The sequence below is a fragment of the Mesorhizobium sp. M0968 genome (assembly GCF_040319065.1).
GTDB lineage: Bacteria > Pseudomonadota > Alphaproteobacteria > Rhizobiales > Rhizobiaceae > Mesorhizobium.
On record NZ_JAMYNL010000008.1, the window covers coordinates 204,850 to 224,651 of the forward strand.

General features: G+C 64.0%; 29 protein-coding genes and 1 tRNA gene. 15 read left to right on the forward strand and 15 right to left on the reverse strand.

Annotation, left to right across the window (positions count from 1 at the left end; genetic code table 11):
• Positions 1–57: 57 nt before the first annotated feature.
• The gene (locus tag NKH67_RS17085) at positions 58–651 is read right to left on the reverse strand and encodes a hypothetical protein (protein WP_352970245.1); all 594 of its coding nucleotides are present in this window, start codon (positions 649–651) and stop codon (positions 58–60) included.
• Between the two features lie 47 nt (positions 652–698).
• Positions 699–2,411 (reverse strand): urease subunit alpha, encoded by a 1,713-nt coding sequence (gene ureC, locus NKH67_RS17090; RefSeq protein ID WP_502893760.1) that lies wholly within the window; start codon positions 2,409–2,411, stop codon positions 699–701.
• A 179-nt stretch (positions 2,412–2,590) separates the two neighbouring features.
• Here ureC and NKH67_RS17095 point away from each other — a divergent pair, with 179 nt between their 5' ends.
• Together NKH67_RS17095 and NKH67_RS17100 are read left to right on the forward strand one after the other, a co-directional pair.
• Entirely contained in the window at positions 2,591–2,974 is a 384-nt protein-coding gene (locus NKH67_RS17095; protein WP_023677006.1) for a hypothetical protein, read from the forward strand.
• A gap of 126 nt (positions 2,975–3,100) precedes the next feature.
• Complete coding sequence (locus NKH67_RS17100) at positions 3,101–3,595, forward strand: hypothetical protein (protein WP_352449488.1); 495 nt, start codon at positions 3,101–3,103, stop codon at positions 3,593–3,595.
• Positions 3,596–3,621: 26 nt separating this feature from the next.
• Here the strand turns inward: NKH67_RS17100 and NKH67_RS17105 are convergent, their stop codons facing one another.
• From NKH67_RS17105 to NKH67_RS17125, 5 genes are read right to left on the reverse strand one after another with little or no spacing between them, the layout of a single operon-like run.
• Positions 3,622–3,927: an urease subunit beta gene (locus NKH67_RS17105; protein WP_023677008.1), complete on the reverse strand. Its 306-nt coding sequence runs from the start codon at positions 3,925–3,927 to the stop codon at positions 3,622–3,624.
• A 7-nt stretch (positions 3,928–3,934) separates the two neighbouring features.
• Positions 3,935–4,528, reverse strand: coding sequence for a HupE/UreJ family protein (locus NKH67_RS17110; RefSeq protein WP_353031412.1), 594 nt, complete (start codon positions 4,526–4,528; stop codon positions 3,935–3,937).
• 28 nt (positions 4,529–4,556) lie between these two features.
• A complete protein-coding gene (locus NKH67_RS17115; RefSeq protein ID WP_353031378.1) occupies positions 4,557–4,814 on the reverse strand; it encodes a DUF1272 domain-containing protein in 258 nt (85 codons plus the stop codon).
• 19 nt (positions 4,815–4,833) lie between these two features.
• Positions 4,834–5,136, reverse strand: a complete 303-nt coding sequence (locus tag NKH67_RS17120) for an urease subunit gamma (RefSeq protein WP_023677011.1) — start codon at positions 5,134–5,136, stop codon at positions 4,834–4,836.
• A 28-nt stretch (positions 5,137–5,164) separates the two neighbouring features.
• A complete protein-coding gene (locus NKH67_RS17125) occupies positions 5,165–6,007 on the reverse strand; it encodes an urease accessory protein UreD (protein WP_353031380.1) in 843 nt (280 codons plus the stop codon).
• Between the two features lie 202 nt (positions 6,008–6,209).
• Here NKH67_RS17125 and NKH67_RS17130 point away from each other — a divergent pair, with 202 nt between their 5' ends.
• From NKH67_RS17130 to NKH67_RS17140, 3 genes are all read left to right on the forward strand, one after another.
• Positions 6,210–6,464 carry an acyl carrier protein gene (locus NKH67_RS17130; protein ID WP_353031382.1) on the forward strand — a complete coding sequence of 85 codons (255 nt, stop codon included), beginning with the start codon at positions 6,210–6,212 and terminating at the stop codon, positions 6,462–6,464.
• A gap of 4 nt (positions 6,465–6,468) precedes the next feature.
• Positions 6,469–7,677, forward strand: a complete 1,209-nt coding sequence (locus NKH67_RS17135) for a beta-ketoacyl-[acyl-carrier-protein] synthase family protein (RefSeq protein ID WP_353031384.1) — start codon at positions 6,469–6,471, stop codon at positions 7,675–7,677.
• Between the two features lie 135 nt (positions 7,678–7,812).
• Complete coding sequence (locus NKH67_RS17140; protein WP_353031386.1) at positions 7,813–8,517, forward strand: glutathione S-transferase family protein; 705 nt, start codon at positions 7,813–7,815, stop codon at positions 8,515–8,517.
• A 21-nt stretch (positions 8,518–8,538) separates the two neighbouring features.
• Here the strand turns inward: NKH67_RS17140 and NKH67_RS17145 are convergent, their stop codons facing one another.
• The 4 genes from NKH67_RS17145 to NKH67_RS17160 form a co-directional block, all read right to left on the reverse strand.
• Entirely contained in the window at positions 8,539–8,667 is a 129-nt protein-coding gene (locus NKH67_RS17145) for a hypothetical protein (protein WP_302893450.1), read from the reverse strand.
• Positions 8,654–8,914: a hypothetical protein gene (locus tag NKH67_RS17150; RefSeq protein ID WP_352750554.1), complete on the reverse strand. Its 261-nt coding sequence runs from the start codon at positions 8,912–8,914 to the stop codon at positions 8,654–8,656. The genes NKH67_RS17145 and NKH67_RS17150 overlap by 14 nt, the downstream gene beginning before the upstream one ends.
• A 70-nt stretch (positions 8,915–8,984) precedes the next feature.
• Positions 8,985–9,605: a nucleoside triphosphate hydrolase gene (locus NKH67_RS17155; protein WP_352682349.1), complete on the reverse strand. Its 621-nt coding sequence runs from the start codon at positions 9,603–9,605 to the stop codon at positions 8,985–8,987.
• Between the two features lie 76 nt (positions 9,606–9,681).
• The gene (locus NKH67_RS17160) at positions 9,682–10,788 is read right to left on the reverse strand and encodes a hypothetical protein (protein ID WP_352682351.1); all 1,107 of its coding nucleotides are present in this window, start codon (positions 10,786–10,788) and stop codon (positions 9,682–9,684) included.
• Between the two features lie 237 nt (positions 10,789–11,025).
• Here NKH67_RS17160 and NKH67_RS17165 point away from each other — a divergent pair, with 237 nt between their 5' ends.
• Positions 11,026–11,916 carry a D-alanyl-D-alanine carboxypeptidase family protein gene (locus tag NKH67_RS17165; RefSeq protein ID WP_352682353.1) on the forward strand — a complete coding sequence of 297 codons (891 nt, stop codon included), beginning with the start codon at positions 11,026–11,028 and terminating at the stop codon, positions 11,914–11,916.
• 33 nt (positions 11,917–11,949) lie between these two features.
• Here NKH67_RS17165 and NKH67_RS17170 read toward each other — a convergent pair whose 3' ends face one another.
• On the reverse strand, positions 11,950–12,756 hold the full coding sequence (locus NKH67_RS17170) for an AraC family transcriptional regulator (protein WP_352682355.1): 807 nt from the start codon (positions 12,754–12,756) through the stop codon (positions 11,950–11,952).
• A gap of 198 nt (positions 12,757–12,954) precedes the next feature.
• Between NKH67_RS17170 and NKH67_RS17175 the strand changes: the two genes are divergently transcribed.
• From NKH67_RS17175 to NKH67_RS17195, 5 genes are all read left to right on the forward strand, one after another.
• The gene (locus tag NKH67_RS17175) at positions 12,955–13,875 is read left to right on the forward strand and encodes a zinc-binding dehydrogenase (RefSeq protein ID WP_352682358.1); all 921 of its coding nucleotides are present in this window, start codon (positions 12,955–12,957) and stop codon (positions 13,873–13,875) included.
• A gap of 163 nt (positions 13,876–14,038) precedes the next feature.
• Positions 14,039–14,115, forward strand: a tRNA-Arg gene (locus NKH67_RS17180).
• 247 nt (positions 14,116–14,362) lie between these two features.
• Positions 14,363–15,352, forward strand: coding sequence for a DUF2332 domain-containing protein (locus NKH67_RS17185; RefSeq protein ID WP_352682361.1), 990 nt, complete (start codon positions 14,363–14,365; stop codon positions 15,350–15,352).
• A gap of 226 nt (positions 15,353–15,578) precedes the next feature.
• Positions 15,579–15,788, forward strand: a complete 210-nt coding sequence (locus NKH67_RS17190) for a hypothetical protein (protein WP_352474763.1) — start codon at positions 15,579–15,581, stop codon at positions 15,786–15,788.
• Positions 15,789–15,826: 38 nt separating this feature from the next.
• On the forward strand, positions 15,827–16,060 hold the full coding sequence (locus NKH67_RS17195) for a hypothetical protein (protein WP_352474765.1): 234 nt from the start codon (positions 15,827–15,829) through the stop codon (positions 16,058–16,060).
• 106 nt (positions 16,061–16,166) lie between these two features.
• On the opposite strand, the gene NKH67_RS17200 is transcribed toward NKH67_RS17195, so the two are convergent.
• On the reverse strand, positions 16,167–16,481 hold the full coding sequence (locus NKH67_RS17200) for a hypothetical protein (RefSeq protein WP_353031416.1): 315 nt from the start codon (positions 16,479–16,481) through the stop codon (positions 16,167–16,169).
• A 74-nt stretch (positions 16,482–16,555) separates the two neighbouring features.
• Positions 16,556–17,074, reverse strand: a complete 519-nt coding sequence (locus NKH67_RS17205) for a metallophosphoesterase (RefSeq protein WP_353031414.1) — start codon at positions 17,072–17,074, stop codon at positions 16,556–16,558.
• Between the two features lie 227 nt (positions 17,075–17,301).
• Between NKH67_RS17205 and NKH67_RS17210 the strand changes: the two genes are divergently transcribed.
• Together NKH67_RS17210 and NKH67_RS17215 are read left to right on the forward strand one after the other, a co-directional pair.
• Positions 17,302–17,631, forward strand: a complete 330-nt coding sequence (locus tag NKH67_RS17210; RefSeq protein WP_352539898.1) for a hypothetical protein — start codon at positions 17,302–17,304, stop codon at positions 17,629–17,631.
• Between the two features lie 94 nt (positions 17,632–17,725).
• Positions 17,726–18,274 (forward strand): DNA-3-methyladenine glycosylase, encoded by a 549-nt coding sequence (locus tag NKH67_RS17215; protein ID WP_352539897.1) that lies wholly within the window; start codon positions 17,726–17,728, stop codon positions 18,272–18,274.
• Positions 18,275–18,307: 33 nt separating this feature from the next.
• Here the strand turns inward: NKH67_RS17215 and NKH67_RS17220 are convergent, their stop codons facing one another.
• A complete protein-coding gene (locus NKH67_RS17220) occupies positions 18,308–18,730 on the reverse strand; it encodes a DUF3606 domain-containing protein (RefSeq protein WP_352539896.1) in 423 nt (140 codons plus the stop codon).
• Between the two features lie 23 nt (positions 18,731–18,753).
• On the opposite strand from NKH67_RS17220, the gene NKH67_RS17225 reads away from it, so the two are divergent.
• Entirely contained in the window at positions 18,754–19,272 is a 519-nt protein-coding gene (locus tag NKH67_RS17225) for an EF-hand domain-containing protein (protein ID WP_352539895.1), read from the forward strand.
• Between the two features lie 171 nt (positions 19,273–19,443).
• The gene (locus NKH67_RS17230) at positions 19,444–19,785 is read left to right on the forward strand and encodes an antibiotic biosynthesis monooxygenase family protein (protein WP_352821576.1); all 342 of its coding nucleotides are present in this window, start codon (positions 19,444–19,446) and stop codon (positions 19,783–19,785) included.
• The last annotated feature ends 17 nt before the right edge of the window (positions 19,786–19,802 follow it).

Sequence of the window (19,802 nt, forward strand, 5' to 3'; positions counted from 1 at the left end):
GTAAAAACTGCCTCTCCCAAAAAGCCTAGCCTATCGCATCCGCCGCCCCAATGGGGCTCAGACGATCGTGTCGAAGAGCCGCAGGATGAACGATATCTGATAGACGAGCGCGCCGGCGACAAAGGCGATATGGAAACGGCGGTCGCGCATCAGGATCGCAATGACGCAAAGCGCAACGAAAACCGGGGTGCGGATCAGATATTCGACGCCGAAATGGGCGAAATGCTCCGGCCCTTTCAGCAGCGTGTCGATCACGTCGAGCAGATAGGTCGCCGCCAGCAGGCCGAAGAACCAGGCCCGGCGCGAATAGAAGAAATCCTCATAGCTGGTGTAGTCCAGCATCGAATCCGGAAACAGCAGCGCGCAGAGCAGGAACAGCGTGACGGCGTAGAAGATGATGAACAGGTATTTGCCGAAGGTCCAATTCTCGATCTGGAACAGGCCGAACTCCCACCACCAGAAATGCACCAGCATCAAAAGCACCGACGCAACCCAGGCGAGGTGCACGGGATAGAGCCGGTATTGGCCGGGATGCTGGACGATGCGGGCGACCCCCGACAAGAGGCGGGTGACGCCGAGCCCGATCACCATGCCCAGGACGATGCGGATATGCGGGAAAATGTCGTGGGCGTAGGGGAGTTGCTGGTCCATAAGCCTGGCGCGGCGTGTTCTACATCGGTCGTTCTAACGCCTATGGTTCAGAACAGGAAGTAGCGTTGCGCCATCGGTAGCACGGTTGCTGGCTCGCAGGTCAAGAGTTCGCCGTCGGCGCGGACCTCATAGGTTTCGGGGTCGACCTCGACATGCGGCGTGGCGTCATTGAGCACCATCGAATGCTTGCCGATGCCGCCGCGGGTGTTTTCGACCGCGACCATCTGCTTGTCCACGCCGAGCCTGCCGCGCAGGCCGGCGTCGAGCGCGGCCTTCGAGACGAAGGTCACCGACGAATTGGTCATCGCCTTGCCGTAGGCCCCGAACATCGGCCGGTAATGCATCGGCTGCGGCGTCGGGATCGAGGCGTTGGGATCGCCCATCGGGGCGGCGGCGATCATGCCGCCGATCAGCACCATGTCCGGCTTGACGCCGAAAAAGGCCGGATTCCACAGCACGAGGTCGGCGCGTTTTCCCACCGCCACCGAGCCGATGTCCTTCGACAGGCCATGGGCGATGGCCGGATTGATGGTGTATTTGGCGATGTAGCGGCGGACGCGGAAATTGTCGTTGTCGCCGGTCTCCTGCGGCAGCGAACCGCGCTGCCGCTTCATCTTGTCGGCGGTCTGCCAGCAGCGGATCGCCACTTCGCCGACACGGCCCATGGCCTGGCTATCCGACGAGATGATCGAGAAGGCGCCGATGTCGTGCAGAATGTCTTCGGCGGCGATGGTTTCCTTGCGGATGCGGCTCTCGGCAAAGGCGATGTCTTCGGGGATCGACGGCGACAGATGGTGACAGACCATCAGCATGTCGAGGTGTTCGGCCAGCGTGTTGACCGTGTAGGGGCGGGTCGGATTGGTCGAGGACGGAATGACGTTGGGCAGGCCGCAGACCTTGATGATATCAGGTGCGTGGCCGCCGCCGGCGCCTTCGGTGTGGAAGGCATGGATGGTGCGGCCCTTGATCGCCGCGACCGTGTTTTCGACGAAGCCGGACTCGTTCAGCGTGTCGGTGTGGATCATCACCTGCACGTCGTAATCGTCGGCGACCGACAGGCAGCAGTCGATTGCAGCCGGCGTCGTGCCCCAGTCCTCGTGCAGCTTCAGCGAGCAGGCGCCGGCGAGCACCATCTCCTCGAGCGCGGCAGGCAGGGACGCGTTGCCCTTGCCCGACAGGCCGATATTCATAGGGAAGGCGTCGAAAGACTGGATCATGCGCGCCAGATGCCACGGCCCAGGCGTGCAGGTGGTCGCCAGCGTGCCGTGCGCCGGGCCGGTGCCGCCGCCGAGCATGGTGGTGATGCCCGACATCAGCGCTTCCTCGATCTGCTGCGGGCAGATGAAGTGGATATGCGCGTCGAAGCCGCCGGCGGTCAGGATCTTGCCCTCGCCGGCGATGATCTCGGTGCCGGGACCGATAATGATGGTGACGCCGCCTTGGGTATCCGGATTGCCGGCCTTGCCGATCGCGGCGATACGGCCGTCCCTGAGGCCGATATCTGCCTTGACGATACCGGCGGTGGCATCGACGACCAGCGCATTGGTGATGACGGTGTCGACCGCGCCTTGCGCGCGCGACACCTGGCTCTGGCCCATGCCGTCGCGGATGACCTTGCCGCCACCGAACTTCACCTCCTCGCCGTAAAGAGTGAGATCCCTTTCGACCTCGATGAACAGCTCGGTGTCGGCGAGCCGGACCTTGTCGCCGACGGTCGGGCCGTACATCTGCGCATAGGCGGCGCGGGTGATTTTAGCCATCAGCAATTGCTCCCGAAATACAGCCCGAAAATACCGCTTGTCGAAGCCGGGCCCCACATTGCCGCCATCCTATGGTCACGCAATGACCCGCTGAGCGACACTTTCCGATCCCATTTAGCGTTTGAGGTGGCCGGGCCACCCCAAAACCACAATTTGCCAATCGATGGAAAGGAACATCCATGCGCAAAACGACCCTTCTGGCAGCCGCCGCCACGCTGGTGCTCGCAACCGCCGCCAGCGCCCAGCAACAGCCCGCGCAGCAGCCCAGTCCGGCGCCGGCTGCGCCTGCTCCTGCCGCGCCCGGGGCGCAGCCGCAGGCGCCCACCATCCAGGCGATCAACGTCGTCGATATTAAGGATCTGCCCGCGGACACTCAAGCCAAGGTCAACGAGGTGATCGCCAAGCGCAGCGATGCCGACCTGCAGAAACTGCGCGGCTCGATCGACGCGACACCGCAGGTCAAATCCGCGCTCGAAGCCAAGGGGCTCACCTCGGCGCAGGTGATCGCCGCCAGCATGAGCACCAATGGCGCGCTGACGCTGATCACCAAGAAAGCGAGCTGACGAGACGAGGCGGCGGGCCGGCGCCCGGCCAGCCCGCCGCATCGCAAAGGGAACCTTCACGGGGGACGTTACGTTTCGGTCCTGTCGCCCTGACACGAGCCTCGAAAAGGACCCTGAGAACGAGCGATGGCGATCACCACCTTCTCCGACACCAGATGGCTGCATGGGATTGCCGCGACCGCGTTTCTGGCAGCCAGCATTCCGCACGCCGCGCTGAACGCGCAGAGCCTCGACAGCGCCGAGACCGTCAACCGGATCGTCGGCTCGGAGGTCGGCCAGGAAGAGGCCCAGACAAATGCGGAAGCCGGCAAGGTCAGTTCGGCGATCGACCGCACGCGTGAAAACATCGCCGCCGTGCGCAAGACATCCAAGCTCGACAAGGTCGATATCGTGTTTCTTACCGATGCCGCGCGCACCGAAGGCGGCCCGCCGCCGGCGATCGAAAACAAGGTCAGGCAACATCGGGACGACATCGCCGAGCTGCGCAAGGAGATCGAAGCGAACGCATTGCTGTTCAACGCCATCGATTCGCGGCGAGTGCAAACCGAGGACGTTCTGGCGGTGGAATTCGACGATCCGGGAAAGGTCGTCATCTATGCGGCGGCCAAGCCGCCCGGCTGAGCCGAAACTGCTCGACGCCTTCGATCTCACAGCGCGCCCATGATCTTCTGCTGAAATCCGTAGACCTCGCGCTTGCCGCCGAACGGCACCAGGGTAACGTCGCGCTCTTGGCCGGGCTCGAAACGCATGGCGGTGCCGGCAGCGATGTCGAGGCGCATGCCGCGGGCCTTGTCGCGATCGAATCTCAGTCCCTCATTGGTCTCGAAGAAATGATAATGGCTGCCTACCTGGATCGGCCGGTCGCCGCTGTTGGCTACCTTCAAGGTGACCGTCGCCAGACCCTTGTTCAGTTCGATCTCGCCGCTTGCCGTGATGATTTCACCTGGGATCATCGCGGCCTCACACGACGCCGAAAGCGAGGCCGGCGCCAATCGCGGCACAAGCGGCGCCAGCGGCGCGGGCAAGCCCGCGGAAGCGCCAGCCGAGGCCGAGACCGGCCGCGATGCCGACGGCGTGGAGCAGTGCCGTGGCAACGGCAAAGCCCGCCATATAGCCGAGTCCGCCGACATTTTCAGGCACCTCGGTGCCATGGGCATAGCCGTGGAACAGAGCGAACAGGCCGATGACGGCGACGCCGGCCGAGACAGGAAGATCGACGGCGAGCGCAACCAGCAGCCCGAGTGCCACGACGGACGCCAGTATCGCCGGCTCGACGAAAGGCATCGGCACATGCAGCATGCCGAGCACGCCGCCGGCCAGCATGACGCTTACGAAGGCCAGCGGCCATGCCCAGATCGCTTTGTCGCCCTTGAGCGCGGCCCATAGCCCGACGGCAATCATCGCCGTCATGTGATCGAGGCCGGAGAGCGGGTGGGAGAAGCCGGCGGTGAAGGACCAAACCGTGCCGACGCCGACATGGGCATAGGCTGGCATTGCTGCCGCCAGCAGCAGGACCGCCGACAGCGTTGAGCGTTTCATCGTAGCGGGGATCATCGGCGTAGCTTCCATCTTCGAGTACCTCTCACGCCGCCTTGCGGGCCGGAGCGCAGCCCTCTGCCTTGAGGACGCGCCTGGTGGAGGCCGGATATTTCTTCAGCAGCGCTGCCGGACGGATCGGGCGGGCCGAGAAGTTGCCGCCGCAATTCGGACAGGCGCCGCCGAGCACGTTTTGTGCGCAGTCGGCGCAAAAGGTGCATTCGAAGGTGCAGATCACCCCATCCGTCGCATCGGGCGGCAGATCCTTGTCGCAGCACTCGCAGTTGGGACGCAGCTCAAGCATTTTCCTCTCCTTGGCGGTGTTATCTGATCGGCTCGTGCACGGTCACCAGCTTGGTGCCGTCTGGAAACGTCGCCTCGACCTGCACATCGTGGATCATTTCTGCAATGCCTTCCATCACCTGGGCCCGGGTGACGACATGGGCGCCGGCCTCCATCAGCTCGGCGACCGCGCGGCCGTCGCGGGCACCCTCGACGACGAAATCGGTGATCAGCGCGATCGCTTCCGGATGATTGAGCTTGACGCCGCGTTCGAGCCGCTTGCGGGCCACGATCGCCGCCATGGCGATCAGCAGCTTGTCTTTCTCCCTCGGCGTCAGATTCATGCTTTTTCCTGCGGTGGCACAATCGAAATCAGAGTGACCATAATTTGGGCAGGCCCGCCCGTCCGTTGAGCAATTCGACAAGCGGCACCAGCCGCTTGCGGAGCTGGTAGCCGTCCTCGGCGAACAGCCTCGCAAGAAGCTTGCCAGATTTCCGCACGCTCCAGAAACTGACGCCGCCCTGGCCGCCGACTATGCCCCGGGCCGGCTCGAGCAAAGCCTCTGCCCGTGGCGACACCATCAGCAGCGTCGCCACGGCGACGGCACCGCCGGCCGCTGCGGGACGGTTCAAGGCGGCCGCAATGTCCGGCCCGATGCGGAACTCCTCTGCATGGACCAGCGCCCCGTCCTGGCGGACGCGCCAGCGGTCGTGGAAATGGCCTTGCGTGGCCCGTTCACCCATGGCCAGGCGGCCGAAGACGGTGGCCTCCAGGATCAGCGCCTCGGCTCCGGTGGCAAGCTCCACGTCAAGGCTGCGGGCAAAGGCCGAGCGGTCGAAGACGATGGTTTCCTGTGGCAGCCAGGCAATGTGGCCTTCTTCCCCGACAGTTAGCTGCACCCGCACTTCGGCGCGGTCGGATGCGGCGCGATAGATTTTCTCGCAGGCCTGCGTTGTTATGGTTGCGGAGGCGCCGGCACCGACATCGACCTCCCAGGCGAGACGGTCGCCACCGGTCAGCCCACCGGCGGTGTTGATCAGGACGGCTTCGAGCGGATCGGCCGAGACCGCCGGCATGCGGATCTTGGCTGAACCGTCCTGGTACAGACGCCGAAGACGCGTGCGGCCTCCGTTCCAGTCGCAGCCAAGCCGCGCGACGCCGGCAACACGCTGGGCCGCCGGCACTGAAGTCAAGCTATATGCGATCGTATCCACGACACCAACGTTAAGCACTGCGGCGGCTTTGTCGATATATAGCTTGTTGCTTGACAGCGTTTCGGTTTCTATAGAGGGAGCCACCTTGGTACGGTCACCGGCGCCTGGCGGGGGTAAAAGGCGACGATGACGACGTAATCGAGGACAAAAGGGGCGCTGATCAGTTGGCGTCGGGAAACGACAGAGTTGGGGAAGAAACCGAATGGCTGACCAGCTGGCAAACGATATCATCGCCAAGATCAAGGCTCATGCCGAGCCGGGCGGCGAGGAAATCACCACCAGTACCGAACTGACCGCCCTTGGCATCCATTCGCTGGAACTGACGGAGATCATCTTCGATCTCGAGGAAGAGTACGGCATCGAAATCGAGATGAACACTGTCGATGCCTGGAGCGATCTGAAGAATGTCGGCGACATGGTCGAGGCGGTTCGCGCGCTGATCGCGAAAAAAGCCTGACTGAATGCACAAGCGCGTCGTCATCACGGGCATCGGCGGATTATGCGGGCTCGGCACCAACGCACCGGCAATCTGGAATGAAATGCGCGCCGGCCGTTCGGCAATCGGCGCGATCGACAATCCGCTGCTGCATGATCTGAAGGTCAAGGTCGGCTGCGAAATCAAGGCGCTTCCCGAGCACGGCATCGACCGCAAGCAGGTCGTGTCGATGGACCGCTTCAGCCTTCTGGCGACGATCGCCGCGCGGGAGGCGGCACAGCAGGCGGGATTGAACCCGCACGCCGCCAACACCTACCGGATGGGCACCGTCGTCGGCGTCGGCGTCTGCGGCTGGGAGGCGATCGAAGAGAACTATCGCGCCATCCTGCTCGAAGGCAAGAACCGCGCCGGCATCTTCACCGTCCCGAAAGTAATGCCGGGCGCTGCAGCCGGCCATGTCAGCATGAATCTTGGTCTGCGCGGGCCGGTGTTCGGCATCACCTCTGCCTGCTCGTCATCCAACCACGCCATTGCCTCGGCGGTCGATCAGATCAGGCTCGGCCGGGCCGACGTCATGGTCGCCGGCGGCACCGATGCGCCGCTGGTCTGGGGCATCCTCAAGGGCTGGGAGGCCCTGCGGGTATTGTCGCCGGACACCTGCCGGCCGTTTTCGGGCGACCGCCAGGGGCTCGTGCTCGGCGAAGGCGCCGGCATGGTGGTGCTGGAAACATATGAGCATGCCATGGCGCGCGGCGCCGCCATCCTTGCCGAAATCGCCGGCGTCGGCCTTTCCGCCGACGCCTCCGATATCGTCGCGCCAACCATCGAAGGGCCTGAGGCGGCGATGCGCTTCTGCCTCGTCGATGCCGGGCTCAATCCCGAGGACGTCGACTATCTCAACGCGCATGGCACCGGCACCAAGGCCAACGATCAGATCGAGACGGCGGCGATCAAACGCGTGTTCGGCGGCCATGCCTACAAGCTTTCGGTGTCCTCGACCAAATCGATGCACGCCCACTGCCTCGGCGCCTCCGGCGCGCTGGAAATGATCGCCTGCGTGATGGCGATCCGCGAAGGCATCGTGCCGCCGACCGCCAATTATCGGGAAGCCGACGCCGACTGCGATCTCGACATCACGCCGAACGTGGCGCGCGAACGCACTGTGCGCACCGCGATCAGCAACAGCTTCGCCTTCGGCGGCACCAATGCGGTGCTGGCGGTAAAGGCCGTGTGACCGCACCCCTTGCGGGTCCTTCACCGGGGCCGGCGAAACTTTCCATGCGCATATTGATCGCGCCAGGCGTCGCGCCTAACTCTCTGCGACCCGCCATGACCGTGCCGCTCGGCGCGGTCCCTACCAGGAGTTTCGATGACCGATCTGTCCGCGTTTCCGATTGCCAGGCGCTGGCCGGCGAGCCACCCCGACCGCATCCAGCTTTATTCGTTTCCGACGCCGAACGGGGTGAAGATATCGATCGCGCTGGAGGAACTTGGCCTGCCTTACGAGCCGCATGCCGTCGATATCGGCAAGAACGAGAGCTGGACCCCGGAATTCCTGTCTTTGAACCCGAACGGCAAGATACCGGCGATGATCGATCCGGACGGCCCGGGCGGCAAGCCGATCGGCTTGTTCGAATCCGGTGCCATCCTGCTTTACCTCAGCGACAAGACCGGCAAGCTGGTCCCGGCAGACGCGACGCTGCGTTATGAGACGATCCAGTGGGTGTTCTTCCAGATGGCTTCGATCGGGCCGATGTTCGGCCAAGTCGGATTCTTCCACAAATTCGCTGGGCGCGAAATCGCCGACAAGCGCCCGCTGGAACGTTATCGCGACGAGTCGCGACGGCTGATCGGCGTCCTCGAAACGAGGCTCAAGGGCCGCAGCTGGATCATGGGCGACGATTACACCATCGCCGATATTTCGATGCTTGGGTGGGTGCGCAATCTGATCGGCTTCTACGAGGCGCGGGAACTCGTCAGTTTCGACGATTTCCCCAGCGTGGGCGCATGGCTGGAGCGTGGCCTCGCCCGGCCGGCGGTGCAGAGGGGCCTCACCATTCCGGCCAGAAGCTGATCTTACGTCGATTCCGCTCGGCTATTTTGCCTTGGTCCGGGGTTTTGAGCCGCCCTTGCCGACTACGGAAGCAGCAAGCGACGCCGCACCTTTGGCGGTGGCAAGCACGGCACCGGCGGCGACATTGGCCGTTGCTTTAACAGTGCGCATTGCGCTGCCTGCGATCGATCCTCTGCTGCTTGCCGATCTTTTGGGCTTGGGTGCAGCGGCTTTGGCCGCGGCAGGCATCACCTTTTTCGGCGCCGCCTTGCCAAAGCTGGGCTTTGCCGCATCCTTGGAGCGGGCCGCCGCTGCCGGGCCGGCGCTGGTTTTCACTCGAGTGGCTTTTGATCGTGTTGCCCTGCCCTTGGCGGGCGCAGGCTTTCTTGCCATGGTTTCCATCGAACGGTTCCCTCATGGGCACAATTGCCGTGTCCGGGATAACGGCCTGAAACTGTCAAGGTTCCGGCCGGGCGGTTCCTTGCAAGTCAGGCCAGGTCGCCGACCACCAGGTCGGCGGGCCGCCGACGGGCAAGCACGCGGTCGATGTTCGGCATATCGTTAGAGGCGATCCAGGCGCGCGCGTCCTCGTCGGAGCGGCCGTGCTCGTGCCATCGCGCCAGCAGTCGGCGCTCGAGCTCGGCGCGCGGCACATCGACGAAGATCGAGAAGTCGAACAGCGGCGCCAGCCGCGTCCAGGGTTCCTCGTCGAGCAGGAGATAATTGCCTTCGACCAGAATGAATTTGGTGTCGGCGGCGATGATCGCAGCGGCGGCGCGCGACAGCTCCATGCTGCGGTCGAAGACCGGGATGGCGATATCCGGCTCGCCGGCGCGGATGCGCTTCAGCAGCGCTTCGAAGCCGGCAAAATCAAAGGTTTCCGGAGCACCTTTTCGCGCGCGAAGGCCGCGTCGATCGAGCACGACGTCATCGTAATGGAAGCCATCCATCGGCACGACTTCCGCCGTGCCTTCCGGCAGCAGGTCGTGCAAGCCTGCCGACAATGTCGACTTGCCGGCGCCGGGCGGACCGGCAATGGCAACGATGAAGCGCGGCGCCTTGCCGGCGCGCTTGAAAATGGCAGCAGCGATATGGGCGATTTCTGACATTGGCCCCCTTACGGTGGTTCTGGCGCATTTTGGCGGCAGTTTTCGAAAATTTCAAACGCCGGATTGTGCCAAGCCTTCAATCGGGCCTGGATTGACCGATCCGCAGGAAATCGCCGTCGAAGCCGATGTCGCGCACGGCACCGTCAGCCGCCAGGATGCGCATGCCGCCCGGCGAGGTCGTGACGTCGTGCGGCGGCTCGCCGGATGGCCATGGCAGTGCGCCGATGACATGGCGGAACGAAAAGCGGCGCCCTTCGGAAAGGGCAAAGGCGGTCGCCACGCCTTCGCGCTTCAGCCAATTGTCGCCGAGCGATGCGGCGTGGCCGACGGCCGTGCGGCCGTCCTCGATGCCGAGCACGCCGCGGTGGCGGCCACTCCAGGGCGCATAATCGCGCCCGCCATTGCTGACCCACAGCATGGTGACCGGCAGTTCGGCCGGGTTCTTCAGCACCAGCAAGAGATCGGCTTCCGCCTGGCGCGCCAGCGCGGTCCAGCCCGGCCCGCCATGATCGGCCTCGACCAGCGTCACGAAGTCCTCACGCAGCTGGTCCATGCGATAGGTGGTCAGGTCGATCGTGCCGCCGTTGGCGGCGGGAAAGCGCGTCAGGTCGGCGGTTCGCGCCGGGTAGGCGAGCAACGAGCGGCCGCGGGCCGGATCGGGCTCCGGCGCCTCACTCGGCGTTGCGGCAAGGCGTTTGGGCGAGAAGGCCAGCCTGCCGCCGGCCGTCATCACCGTCATCGGGTGGTGGGCGACGGGAATGGCGCCGGCGCCGCCGGAAAAGACGTGTTCCTGATAGAGAAAGGGATGATCGTCGCGCAAGGTCAGGATCTTGTCGACGGTTGCGCCCATGACCGGGCGCTGCAGGCGGAAGACGGCGCGCCAGCCGTCGGCGGTTGCCGCGCTGTCGACGACGTCCCAGCGACTATTTGCCGGCCAGCCATGCAAAGGTGCCGCTTCGACGTCGCTGATCGAGAACGGCGCGCAGAGGAAATCGCCGGACAGGTGGACCGTCCCTTCAGGCAGGTCTTTCGGCAGCATCTCGCGCGGCTCGCCGACCCAGGGTGCGCGATGCAGCGGCTTCAGCCGGCGGCCATCGATATCGACTGTCATGTCGGCGAGATGGCCGACGGCAAGATCGGCCGATACCGAAATGCCCTTCGCCGTGATCGTGACCGTATCCATGTGCACCTACCGATTCTGCCAGCCCGATTCCGGCTGCCCGATTCTGCCGGCGCCAGCAAAGCCCACTCGCCGCCGGTTGCGCAAGCGCGGTGGCCGGCAATTCACATCAGGCGGCGCCACGTCGGCATGTGGACAGGGCACCGTTCGAGGGCCAGACCGATATTAACCAAATGGACTGTGCCTTTGCGTTAAGATAGCTTCGCGTCGTCTCAGAAACTGCCTGCCTTCGGAATTGACTTGTCCGCCTTCCGGTTCTTTTCGTCCATCCACAAATGCGTCGCTGTGCTGGCGCTGCTGCTGTTTGCTGCCGGCTGCACGACTGTCACGCCGCCCGACAGCGTGCTGGCGGTACCGGCGCCACCGCAGAAATATGCCGCCATGGTCATCGATGCCGGCACCGGCAATACGCTGTTCGAGGTCAATTCGACGGCGCCGCGTTATCCGGCGTCGTTGACCAAGATGATGACGCTCTACCTTCTGTTCGAGGCGCTGGATTCTGGCCGCATCAGCAAGGAGACACAAATCCCGGTGTCGGACAATGCCGCCCGGCAGCCGCCGACCAAGCTGCGGTTCAGGCGCGGCGAGACCATCGACGTCGATTCGGCGATCCGCGCCGTCGTCGTCAAATCGGCCAATGACGTGGCGGTCGCAATTGCCGAATATCTCGGCGGCAGCGAAGAGGCGTTCGCCGGCATGATGACCGCCAAGGCGCGCCAGATCGGCATGAGCAGCACCGTGTTCCGCAACGCCTCGGGCCTGCCGGACGGCGACCAGCATACCAGCGCGCGCGACATGGCGGTGCTCGGCATGGCGCTGCACGCCCGCTTCCCGCAGCATTTCCACTATTTCTCCGAAAGCGACTTCATGTTCCGCGGCAGGCTGGTGCGCGGCCACAACGACATGCTCGGCCGGGTGCGCGGCGTCGACGGCATCAAGACCGGCTACATCAGGGCTTCGGGCTTCAACATCGTCACCTCCTATAATGCAGACGGGCACAGGCTGATCATCGTGGTGATGGGCGCCGACAGCGCGCGCCAGCGCAACGACCACGTCGAGGCGCTGATCCAGCGCAGCCTGTTGCCGACCTCCGAGGCAAAGACGCGGCTGCTGTACGCCGAGGAGCAGTGAGAGGTGACGTCCGAGTGTTGACCGCGTACGGGTTCAGGCGACAAACGCAGAGCCGCCGTTTTGCGCGACACTGCTGAGATACTTTGCCGGCGGCTTGCCAAGCGCTTTCTTGAACATGGTGATGAAGGCGGTGACCGATTCGTAACCGAGATCGGCCGAAACCTGCTGCACGCTGGCGCCGGAGGCCAGCTCGCGCATTGCGACGATCAGGTGCAGTTGCTGGCGCCAGCGCCCGAAGGTCAGCCCTATCTCTTTCACCACGAGACGTGCGAGACTGCTCTCGCTGAGCGCGACGCGACTGGCCCATTCCGCCAGGGTGCTGCGATCGGCAGGATCTTGCGCCAACGCCGCCGCGATGCGCCTCAAGCGCGGCTCGGACGAGATCGGCAAATGCAGCTGCTGGACAGGCATGCGCGGCAGTTCGGTGAGCAGAGCCCTGGTCAGGAGCTCGCCCCTCGCGTCATCGTCCTCAACGCGATCCGTCAGCTCTATGATGAGCTCGCGCAACAACGGCGTGATCGAAAGCGTGCAGCACCGGTCCGGCAAGTCGGTAGCTCCCGGTTCGATATAGACGAAGAAAATCCGGGCATTGGCGGTCGCGATATTGCTGTGCTCCATGTCGCCGGGAATCCACACCGCGCAATGCGGCGGCACCATCCACAGGCCGCTGGGGACGCGACATGTGACGCCACCGCCCAGCGCGAAGACGAGTTGCCCTTTGCGGTGGTGGTGGTCCGGCACCTCCGCCCTGGTTTCGGTAACGTCAACGCGCACGGCGATTGCCGGGGCGAGGACATCATCCGGATCGAAAGGCCAGGGGTAGCGGAGAGGCTGCCTCATATTGACTGATTTTAGCGATCGACTGCCAAGATATCTAAATTACTCACACAGGAAAGTCGATAGTTTAGGGATGAGCTACTCAGAAGCCGACAGGCGGGCTTCCAGTCATGCCCTGCTTGCGTTCTGAACGTCGGACCAACAAGCCCGGCGCACGAAAACAGGCTGGCGTCCGCCACGCAGCAAGAAGGGACGATACCGATGCTCGCCTTGGTCACATCTTCCGACAGCGCCACCGGGTTGCGGCTCGCCGAGCTTGGTGAGCCCGAGCCCGCCCCGCATGAGGCGCTGGTCTCGGTCCGGGCAGTCTCGCTGAACCGCGGCGAACTGCGCCTGCTCAACATCCGTCCGAACGGCTGGGTGCCTGGCCAGGACGTCGCCGGAATTGTCGAGCGCGCCGCGGCCGACGGCTCCGGGCCGGCCGTCGGCGCCCGGGTTGCGGCTCTGGTCGACGAGGCCGGGTGGGCCGAACGGGTCGCCGTTCCGACCGACCACCTCGCCGTCCTGCCGGACGACGTCAGCTTCGTCTCCGCCGCCACTGTTCCGGTCGCGGGCACGACCGCGCTGCGGACCCTGCGCCTCGGCGGTGACCTGGCCGGCCAGCGGGTCCTGATTACCGGCGCAAGCGGCGCGGTCGGCCGTTTCCAGATCCAGATCGCCCGCCAGCAGGACGCGTCGGTGGTGGCCGTCGCCGCTGAGCGGCATGCCGACGATCTCCGCGGTCTCGGAGCCGAGCGGGTCGTCGAAACGATCGAGCTGGCCGAAGGACTGTTCTCGCTGATCACCGAATCGGTGGGCGGCGATAGCCTCGCCCACGCGATCGAACGGATCGCGCCCGGCGGGACAGTCGTCATGTTCGGCTCGAGCAGCGGCGAACTCACGCCCATCGGCTTCCGCCAGTTCGTTCCGGGGCACGAAGGCGCTCGGCTGCAGACCTTCGCCTACTACGCCTCCGGTCCGGAGGTTGGCGCTGACATCGCCTCGCTGCTCGCGCTGATCGCAGCCGGCCGGCTCGAAACGCGTGTGGTCCTGACCGTGCCGTGGCGGGACGTCGGCCAAGCCCTCGACGCGCTGCGGCAGCGCAGCATCAGCGGCAAGGCAGTGCTTACCGTGACAGAATGAGCAGGCGGTGGCGCCGGACGGGACGATGTCTGTCTCCTCCGGACTGCTACGGCAACTTGAGCCCGCTGGCGATTGCCCGTTGAAGCCGGCGCCTGCTTCCGCTAAGAAGCCGTGGCTGGCCGGTTTACCGGCTGGTTCGTTTTTGGGATCACCGATCCTGAAGGCACCCGTAGCTCAGCTGGATAGAGCGCTGCCCTCCGAAGGCAGAGGTCACAGGTTCGAATCCTGTCGGGTGCGCCAAATCTCAAATTGTCCAACCCGGAGACATGGGTTGCGGTTTATACCGGAGACATGGTGGACCGCACCCCTGGGCGAGACACCAGTTCCCCAGATTTTGGATTGCGCACAGCCTCCTAGCGCAACGGTTAAGCAGGCGACCGCGGCAAGTCCGCGGGGGTCAAGCCTGTGTAAAAACGCCGGGCCTGGCTCCAATCAGATCCGTGGATCGTGTACTGTGATGAGACGTTGGGACCGAGGATCAGCGGATATGGACGAGGAGGGCTTGGCCGAGATCTCAGCCCGATATATTCGCTTCGCCGATACGGAAGCTCGCGGTCGCTCGCCGCTCTACGAGGAGTTGGCTCGGGCAGTCGCTGGGGATCGGGAGGCGCTCGGTTTCCTGTCGACTCTTCCGGACCTAAAGCGGCAACCGAACCTTCTACTTGCAGCGGTGCGTCACCTGTTCGGCACGCCGACAGGGTGGACCGAGCTTCGCCAGGCGCTTCAGGCTAATCCCGACGCTATCCGCTCGCTCATGCTCGAGCGCTCAACGCAAACCAACGAGCCGGGAAGATGCGCCACCCTGCTCCCCGTCCTGGCGCGTTTGCCGCAGCCGCTGGCCCTCATCGAGGTCGGGACCTCCGCAGGGCTCTGCCTCATGCCCGACCTCTACGGCTATGACTACGGACGCAAGGCGATCCGCGCACCTGCGATGGCCTTGGAGCCGCCTGTTTTCCGATGCCTCGCCAGCGAAACAACGCCATTGCCGACGGCCTTGCCGCAAGTCGTCTGGCGGGCGGGATTGGACCTGAGCCCGATAGATGCTTCGGACGACTCGCAAGTCGCATGGCTTGAGACACTGGTCTGGCCGGAACAGACAGCACGGCTTGCCAATCTCCGGGCGGCCCTAAAGATAGCTGCCACAGTCAAGCCTCGGGTGGTGAAGGGCGACCTGCGCGGGAGCGACCTCGTGCAACTCTGCAACGAAGCGCCAAATGACGCTACACTCGTCATCTTTCACACAGCCGTCCTCGACTATGTCTCCGACCTTGGTGACAGAGAAGCTTTCGCCGAGCAGGCGATGCGTCTCGCGCCTTATTGGGTATCGAACGAGTTCCCTCGTGTCTTCCCGTCCATCGCCACACGCGCCGGAACAAGCTGGCCGCCTGGCCGCTTCCTCCTATCTGCGAACGGCTCCCCTGTAGCTTGGACTGACCCGCATGGCGCCTCGCTCGAATGGATCGCGGACGAGGCGTAGGCTATAGGTCGATGCTCGTCTGCCACTGCTTGCGTCTTGAATTCGCGGCAAGCGCCCTTCGGACTTGCTACCGGGCGGTTGAACCCAGGAACAGCGCGTTGGGCGCGCGAAGACCGCATCCGCAGTCGGGAACCACAGCTATCGGCAAGCCGTTTACGCTGCAAACCCGCCTGTCGATCCTCAGAGCCGGGCGAGTTCTCCGAGATCCACAAATTGGAGATTGATCATGACTAGCGCTGCCGACCGCGATCCGCGCCACCACACGCAGAAAATGCAGAAAAAGTTGGAGGAGGTGAAGCAGCACCTTCGCGAGGACATCGAGAAGGTCGATGAGCCGCAGCTGAAGGCGATGTTCGAGACGTCCGCCGAGGTGATCGGCGGTCTCCAGAAGGCGTTCCAGGACTATGAACAGAAGAATGAACCCGCTTGGCGTTAAACGGCTTCTTTGCGGGTAGGTTTCAAAGGAGCGCCCCCGTGCCTGCACCACCTGAAATGGATGTCGTCCTCGAAAAGCTGCCTTTGAGGATCGGCGCCTATATCCCCGACGACTTGCTGGAGGACTGGTTTGCGCCGGGAACCGGCATGAACCCGGTCAGCAAAGAGGCGCTTGCCACCGCCAAGAACTATGGCTGGCGCTTCGAATGCGAGTTCAAGCATTACCCCGACCGCAAGGAGGGCGTGTTCTGGAAGTGGGTGCCGGCGATCTGACCGGCGCTGGACGGTTCATCGTTCCGCGGAAACGCAGAACCTGTCTATCTTATTGTTTGACGCAAATACCGGACGGAAAACCGCTTCACACTTTTCCTGGAATTGCTCAGCCTCCGCCTATCGGCGTCATCACCTTGCCGGTTCCGCCGCATTCGGGGCAGGTGCGGCCGTCGATCATGCCTGACCCTGCACAGCGGCGGCAAATATTCTCGCCAGCGCCTGGAGTGCCTGCGGGGACTTCGTCCGTGTTGGTCTGAGCGGCTTGCCGGGGGTTGCCCTGCAGCTTGTTTCTCAGCCGGGCGACCCAGCCTTCGTCGACCTCGAGCGGCCTGCTGCTGTCGTCCGGCAGGCCTTCGCCGGATTGGCCGATGGTTTCATGGCGCGGCCGGTCGTTCGCGCCTGTCGTGATCTTCTGAGCCATTGCGTTTTGCCTTTACGCCTTGCAATTTTCGAACGCCTCAGCTGCGCAGAGGTTCCGGTTGCGGCCAGCCGCTTTCAGCCGGGTTTTGCTCGCGCCGCCCTTCGGCCGCGGCTGGCAAGGATGGTGGTCAGCGTGACCGGACGAAAATCCCAGCTGTCGACGCCGACGTCATACTGGCGCGTGACCGGGGTCAGCCTGCCGTGGGAATGGCCATGCAGGTCGATCGATTTCCTGCCGATCTGGTTCCAGGTGCGAAAAGGATAGTGGCAAAGGATCAGCAGGCTGCCGTCGAGCGCCAGCTCCTTGTAGTGTTGCGTGCTCGCCCAACCTGTGGCCTCAATGGTGGCCGCAGCATCGTTGTTGCCGATGATCAAATGCTTGCTGCCATGAAGAGACGCCAGAAGCGACGACACGAACGTGGCCGATCCCCTGGCAAAATCGCCGAGATGCCAGACCTCGTCGTCCGGGCCGACAGTCTCGTTCCAGAACGCAATGAGCGACCGGTCATGTTCCGCCAGCGAGCCGAACGGGCGGCTGTCGATGCGTAAAATGCGCGGGTCGCTGAAATGCGTGTCGGCGGTGAAGTAGATCATGCGCTGGAGCCTGTTTCGAACTGCCGATCTGGGCGCGTGGCGCACCAAGTCCATGTTGCTCTCCCGATGCTTGCTCAACCCGCTCGATCGCCGGTTGTTCCTGTAAGCGGGCCCAGGCGGTTTCCGCTCGTCGGAACTTCAAAAAGGGGGAACTTTGAAACGGGGGAACTTTGAAATGAGACGCAGGTTAGAATGCTTGAGGCCGATGCTCTGAAAGGACCTCGACGATGACCGACGCAGCACCTCTTGGGCGAAGCCCGGCTCAGGCGCGGGGCGATATCGACGCCGGGCGCGAAGGGGACAAGACCCCGGGCATCGATCCGGCTGCGGCTCCCATGGAAACGGACGCGGAATCCGCCGGCAACGCTCCGCCGAAGAGCCCTGCCGCGCGCCATGAAACGGCGAAGTTTACCAACCAGGCGAGCTATGCCAATGCGATGCGCCCGCTGACGGATGAGCCCGACGTCCAACCGAGCAGATATTGGCCGGTGCTGGTGATTGCCGCCATCGTCGTGCTGGCCGCGGCGGTTTTCATCGGCGCAGCCATGCTGCGCTGAATACCTTCATCCGAGAGCTGTGGCTGGACATTTCGTGTCCGGTCCGGGAACTTGCTGACGCGCCAGGTCCAGGCGCGATCGAGTCTGCCGCACAATGACCACGACCCATCGTTTCTTTGCCCGTGACGCCACCACCGTGGCGCGCGACATGATTGGCGCCTCGCTGCTCTTGCACGGCGTTGGCGGCATCATCGTCGAGACCGAGGCCTATCGCCCGGATGACCCGGCTTCGCATGCGTTCGGTGGCAGGACGGTGCGCAACGGCGCAATGTTCGGCGCCCCAGGCAGCGCGTATGTCTATCGCTCCTATGGCCTGCATTGGTGCCTCAATGCCGTGTGCCTGCCCGGCAGTGCCGTGCTTGTCCGCGCAATCGAACCGCAATCCGGGCTGGAGGTGATGCGGGCCAATCGCGGCGTTGACGATCCCCGGCTGCTTTGTTCGGGACCGGGTCGCCTTTGCCAGGCGCTGGCAATCGACAAATCCCATGACGGGCTGCCGCTGGACGTGCCGCCATTCGAATTCAGGCAGCCGGGCGACGCCAGCGCCGTTCTGACAGGCCGCCGGATCGGCATTTCCAAGGCTGTCGATGCAGAGTGGCGGTTCGGCCTGCGCGGCTCGGACTATTTGAGCCGCAAGTTCTGACGCCCGCGGCAGCGGCAGAGCAGTTGCCTGGCATCACTCGTCGGGTTTGCCGAGATGCATGGGTGTCGCCTGCTGGCGGGCTTCCCTGGTCACCTCGTCGGCTCCGGCAGGTGAAATCCCTCGCAATGCCTTCGCAGCTACGGTCAGGCGCCCGCGATCATTGCCGAAGCTCTTGATCAGCTGGCGGACCTGATCGGCGGTGATGCCGTTCTGTTGGGCAAAATACTCGACTTCACGGTCGTCTTCCGTAGAAACGCGGTCGCGCTCGCGGAAATCTCGCTTGCTCTTATCGTCGGCCATTTTTTCCTCCTGGTGGAGCGTCGCATCCATCCATGGCAACGTGGACAACGAGCTTTCGTTGCCGCGATCGGGCGGACTTTTCCGCCGTTGTGCCGACTGCCCAGGAACCATGAGGCGAGCAGCCGGTTTGGCTTGGATGCAGACATATTCGGCCACAATTCATACCGATGGAGAATACGATGACGCTCGCAAGCAAAACCACTGTAATTGTCGCGGCGCTGGCCATGTTGGCCGCGCCGGCATTCGGCCAGACGAGCCCACCTGCGCCCGCCGCGCCGGCACCGGATCGTGGCGCCGAACCGTCGCCCGGAGTGATCGGGCAGAGCCAGGATGCCATGCGCGATATGATGCGCCAGATGATGACTGAGATGCTGGAGGAGAGAATGCAGGAAGATCGCGCGCCCTGGACAGAACGGCGAGGTCCCGACCGCTGGCATCGCGACTACAGGATGGGCCCGCCTGAGCGAGGGTGGGAGATGGGAGGGCGCGGCGGCATTCCACGCGGGATGCATGGCGCGAAGATGCGAATGATGTTCGCCATAGTAGATGCGGACGGCGATGGCGCGCTTTCTCAGAGCGAAGTCCAGGATTTCGTCGGGCGAATATTCAACGCCGTCGATGAGGACGGTGACGGCAGCGTCGACATGCAGGAAATCCGGTCCTTCTTCCACGGAGGCGGCGCCGAGGATCAGGAGTAAGTCTCCTGCCGGTCGGCAGGAGGCCTGTCTGGGGCAGCGCGAGCTCGTTCGGCCGGGGAGGATAAAAAGTCGCCGGCAACTGGATACCAGGCTGCCAGCCGGGGAGATGCGTTCCTTGGCTGGCCTTGCCGAACGCCGCGGACCAAGCAGACCGGCAGGAATTCATTGGCCATGACAGAGAAAGCTACGGAGAAAACCCCGACCATCGCTCGTATCTGGCGCGGCAGAACCGCGCCTGAAAAGGCGGATGCCTACGAGAGTTACAATTACGAGGCCGGCATCAAGCCGCTGATCGAGAAGGCGCTGGGCGTGCAGACCTTTCGCGAGGACACGCCGACCCATTCGGAATTCGTGACGATCTCCTATTGGGAAAACGTCGAGGCGATGGCGGCGTTCACCGGCGGCGATCCGACGAAAATCCACCATCTGGAGCGGGACGAAGAGTTCCTGATCGAGCTGCCGTCGCGGGTGCAGGTGTTGCGCATCCGCTCCAGTCACGGCCGCCTCCAATAGCCCTGAGGAACGCCGCC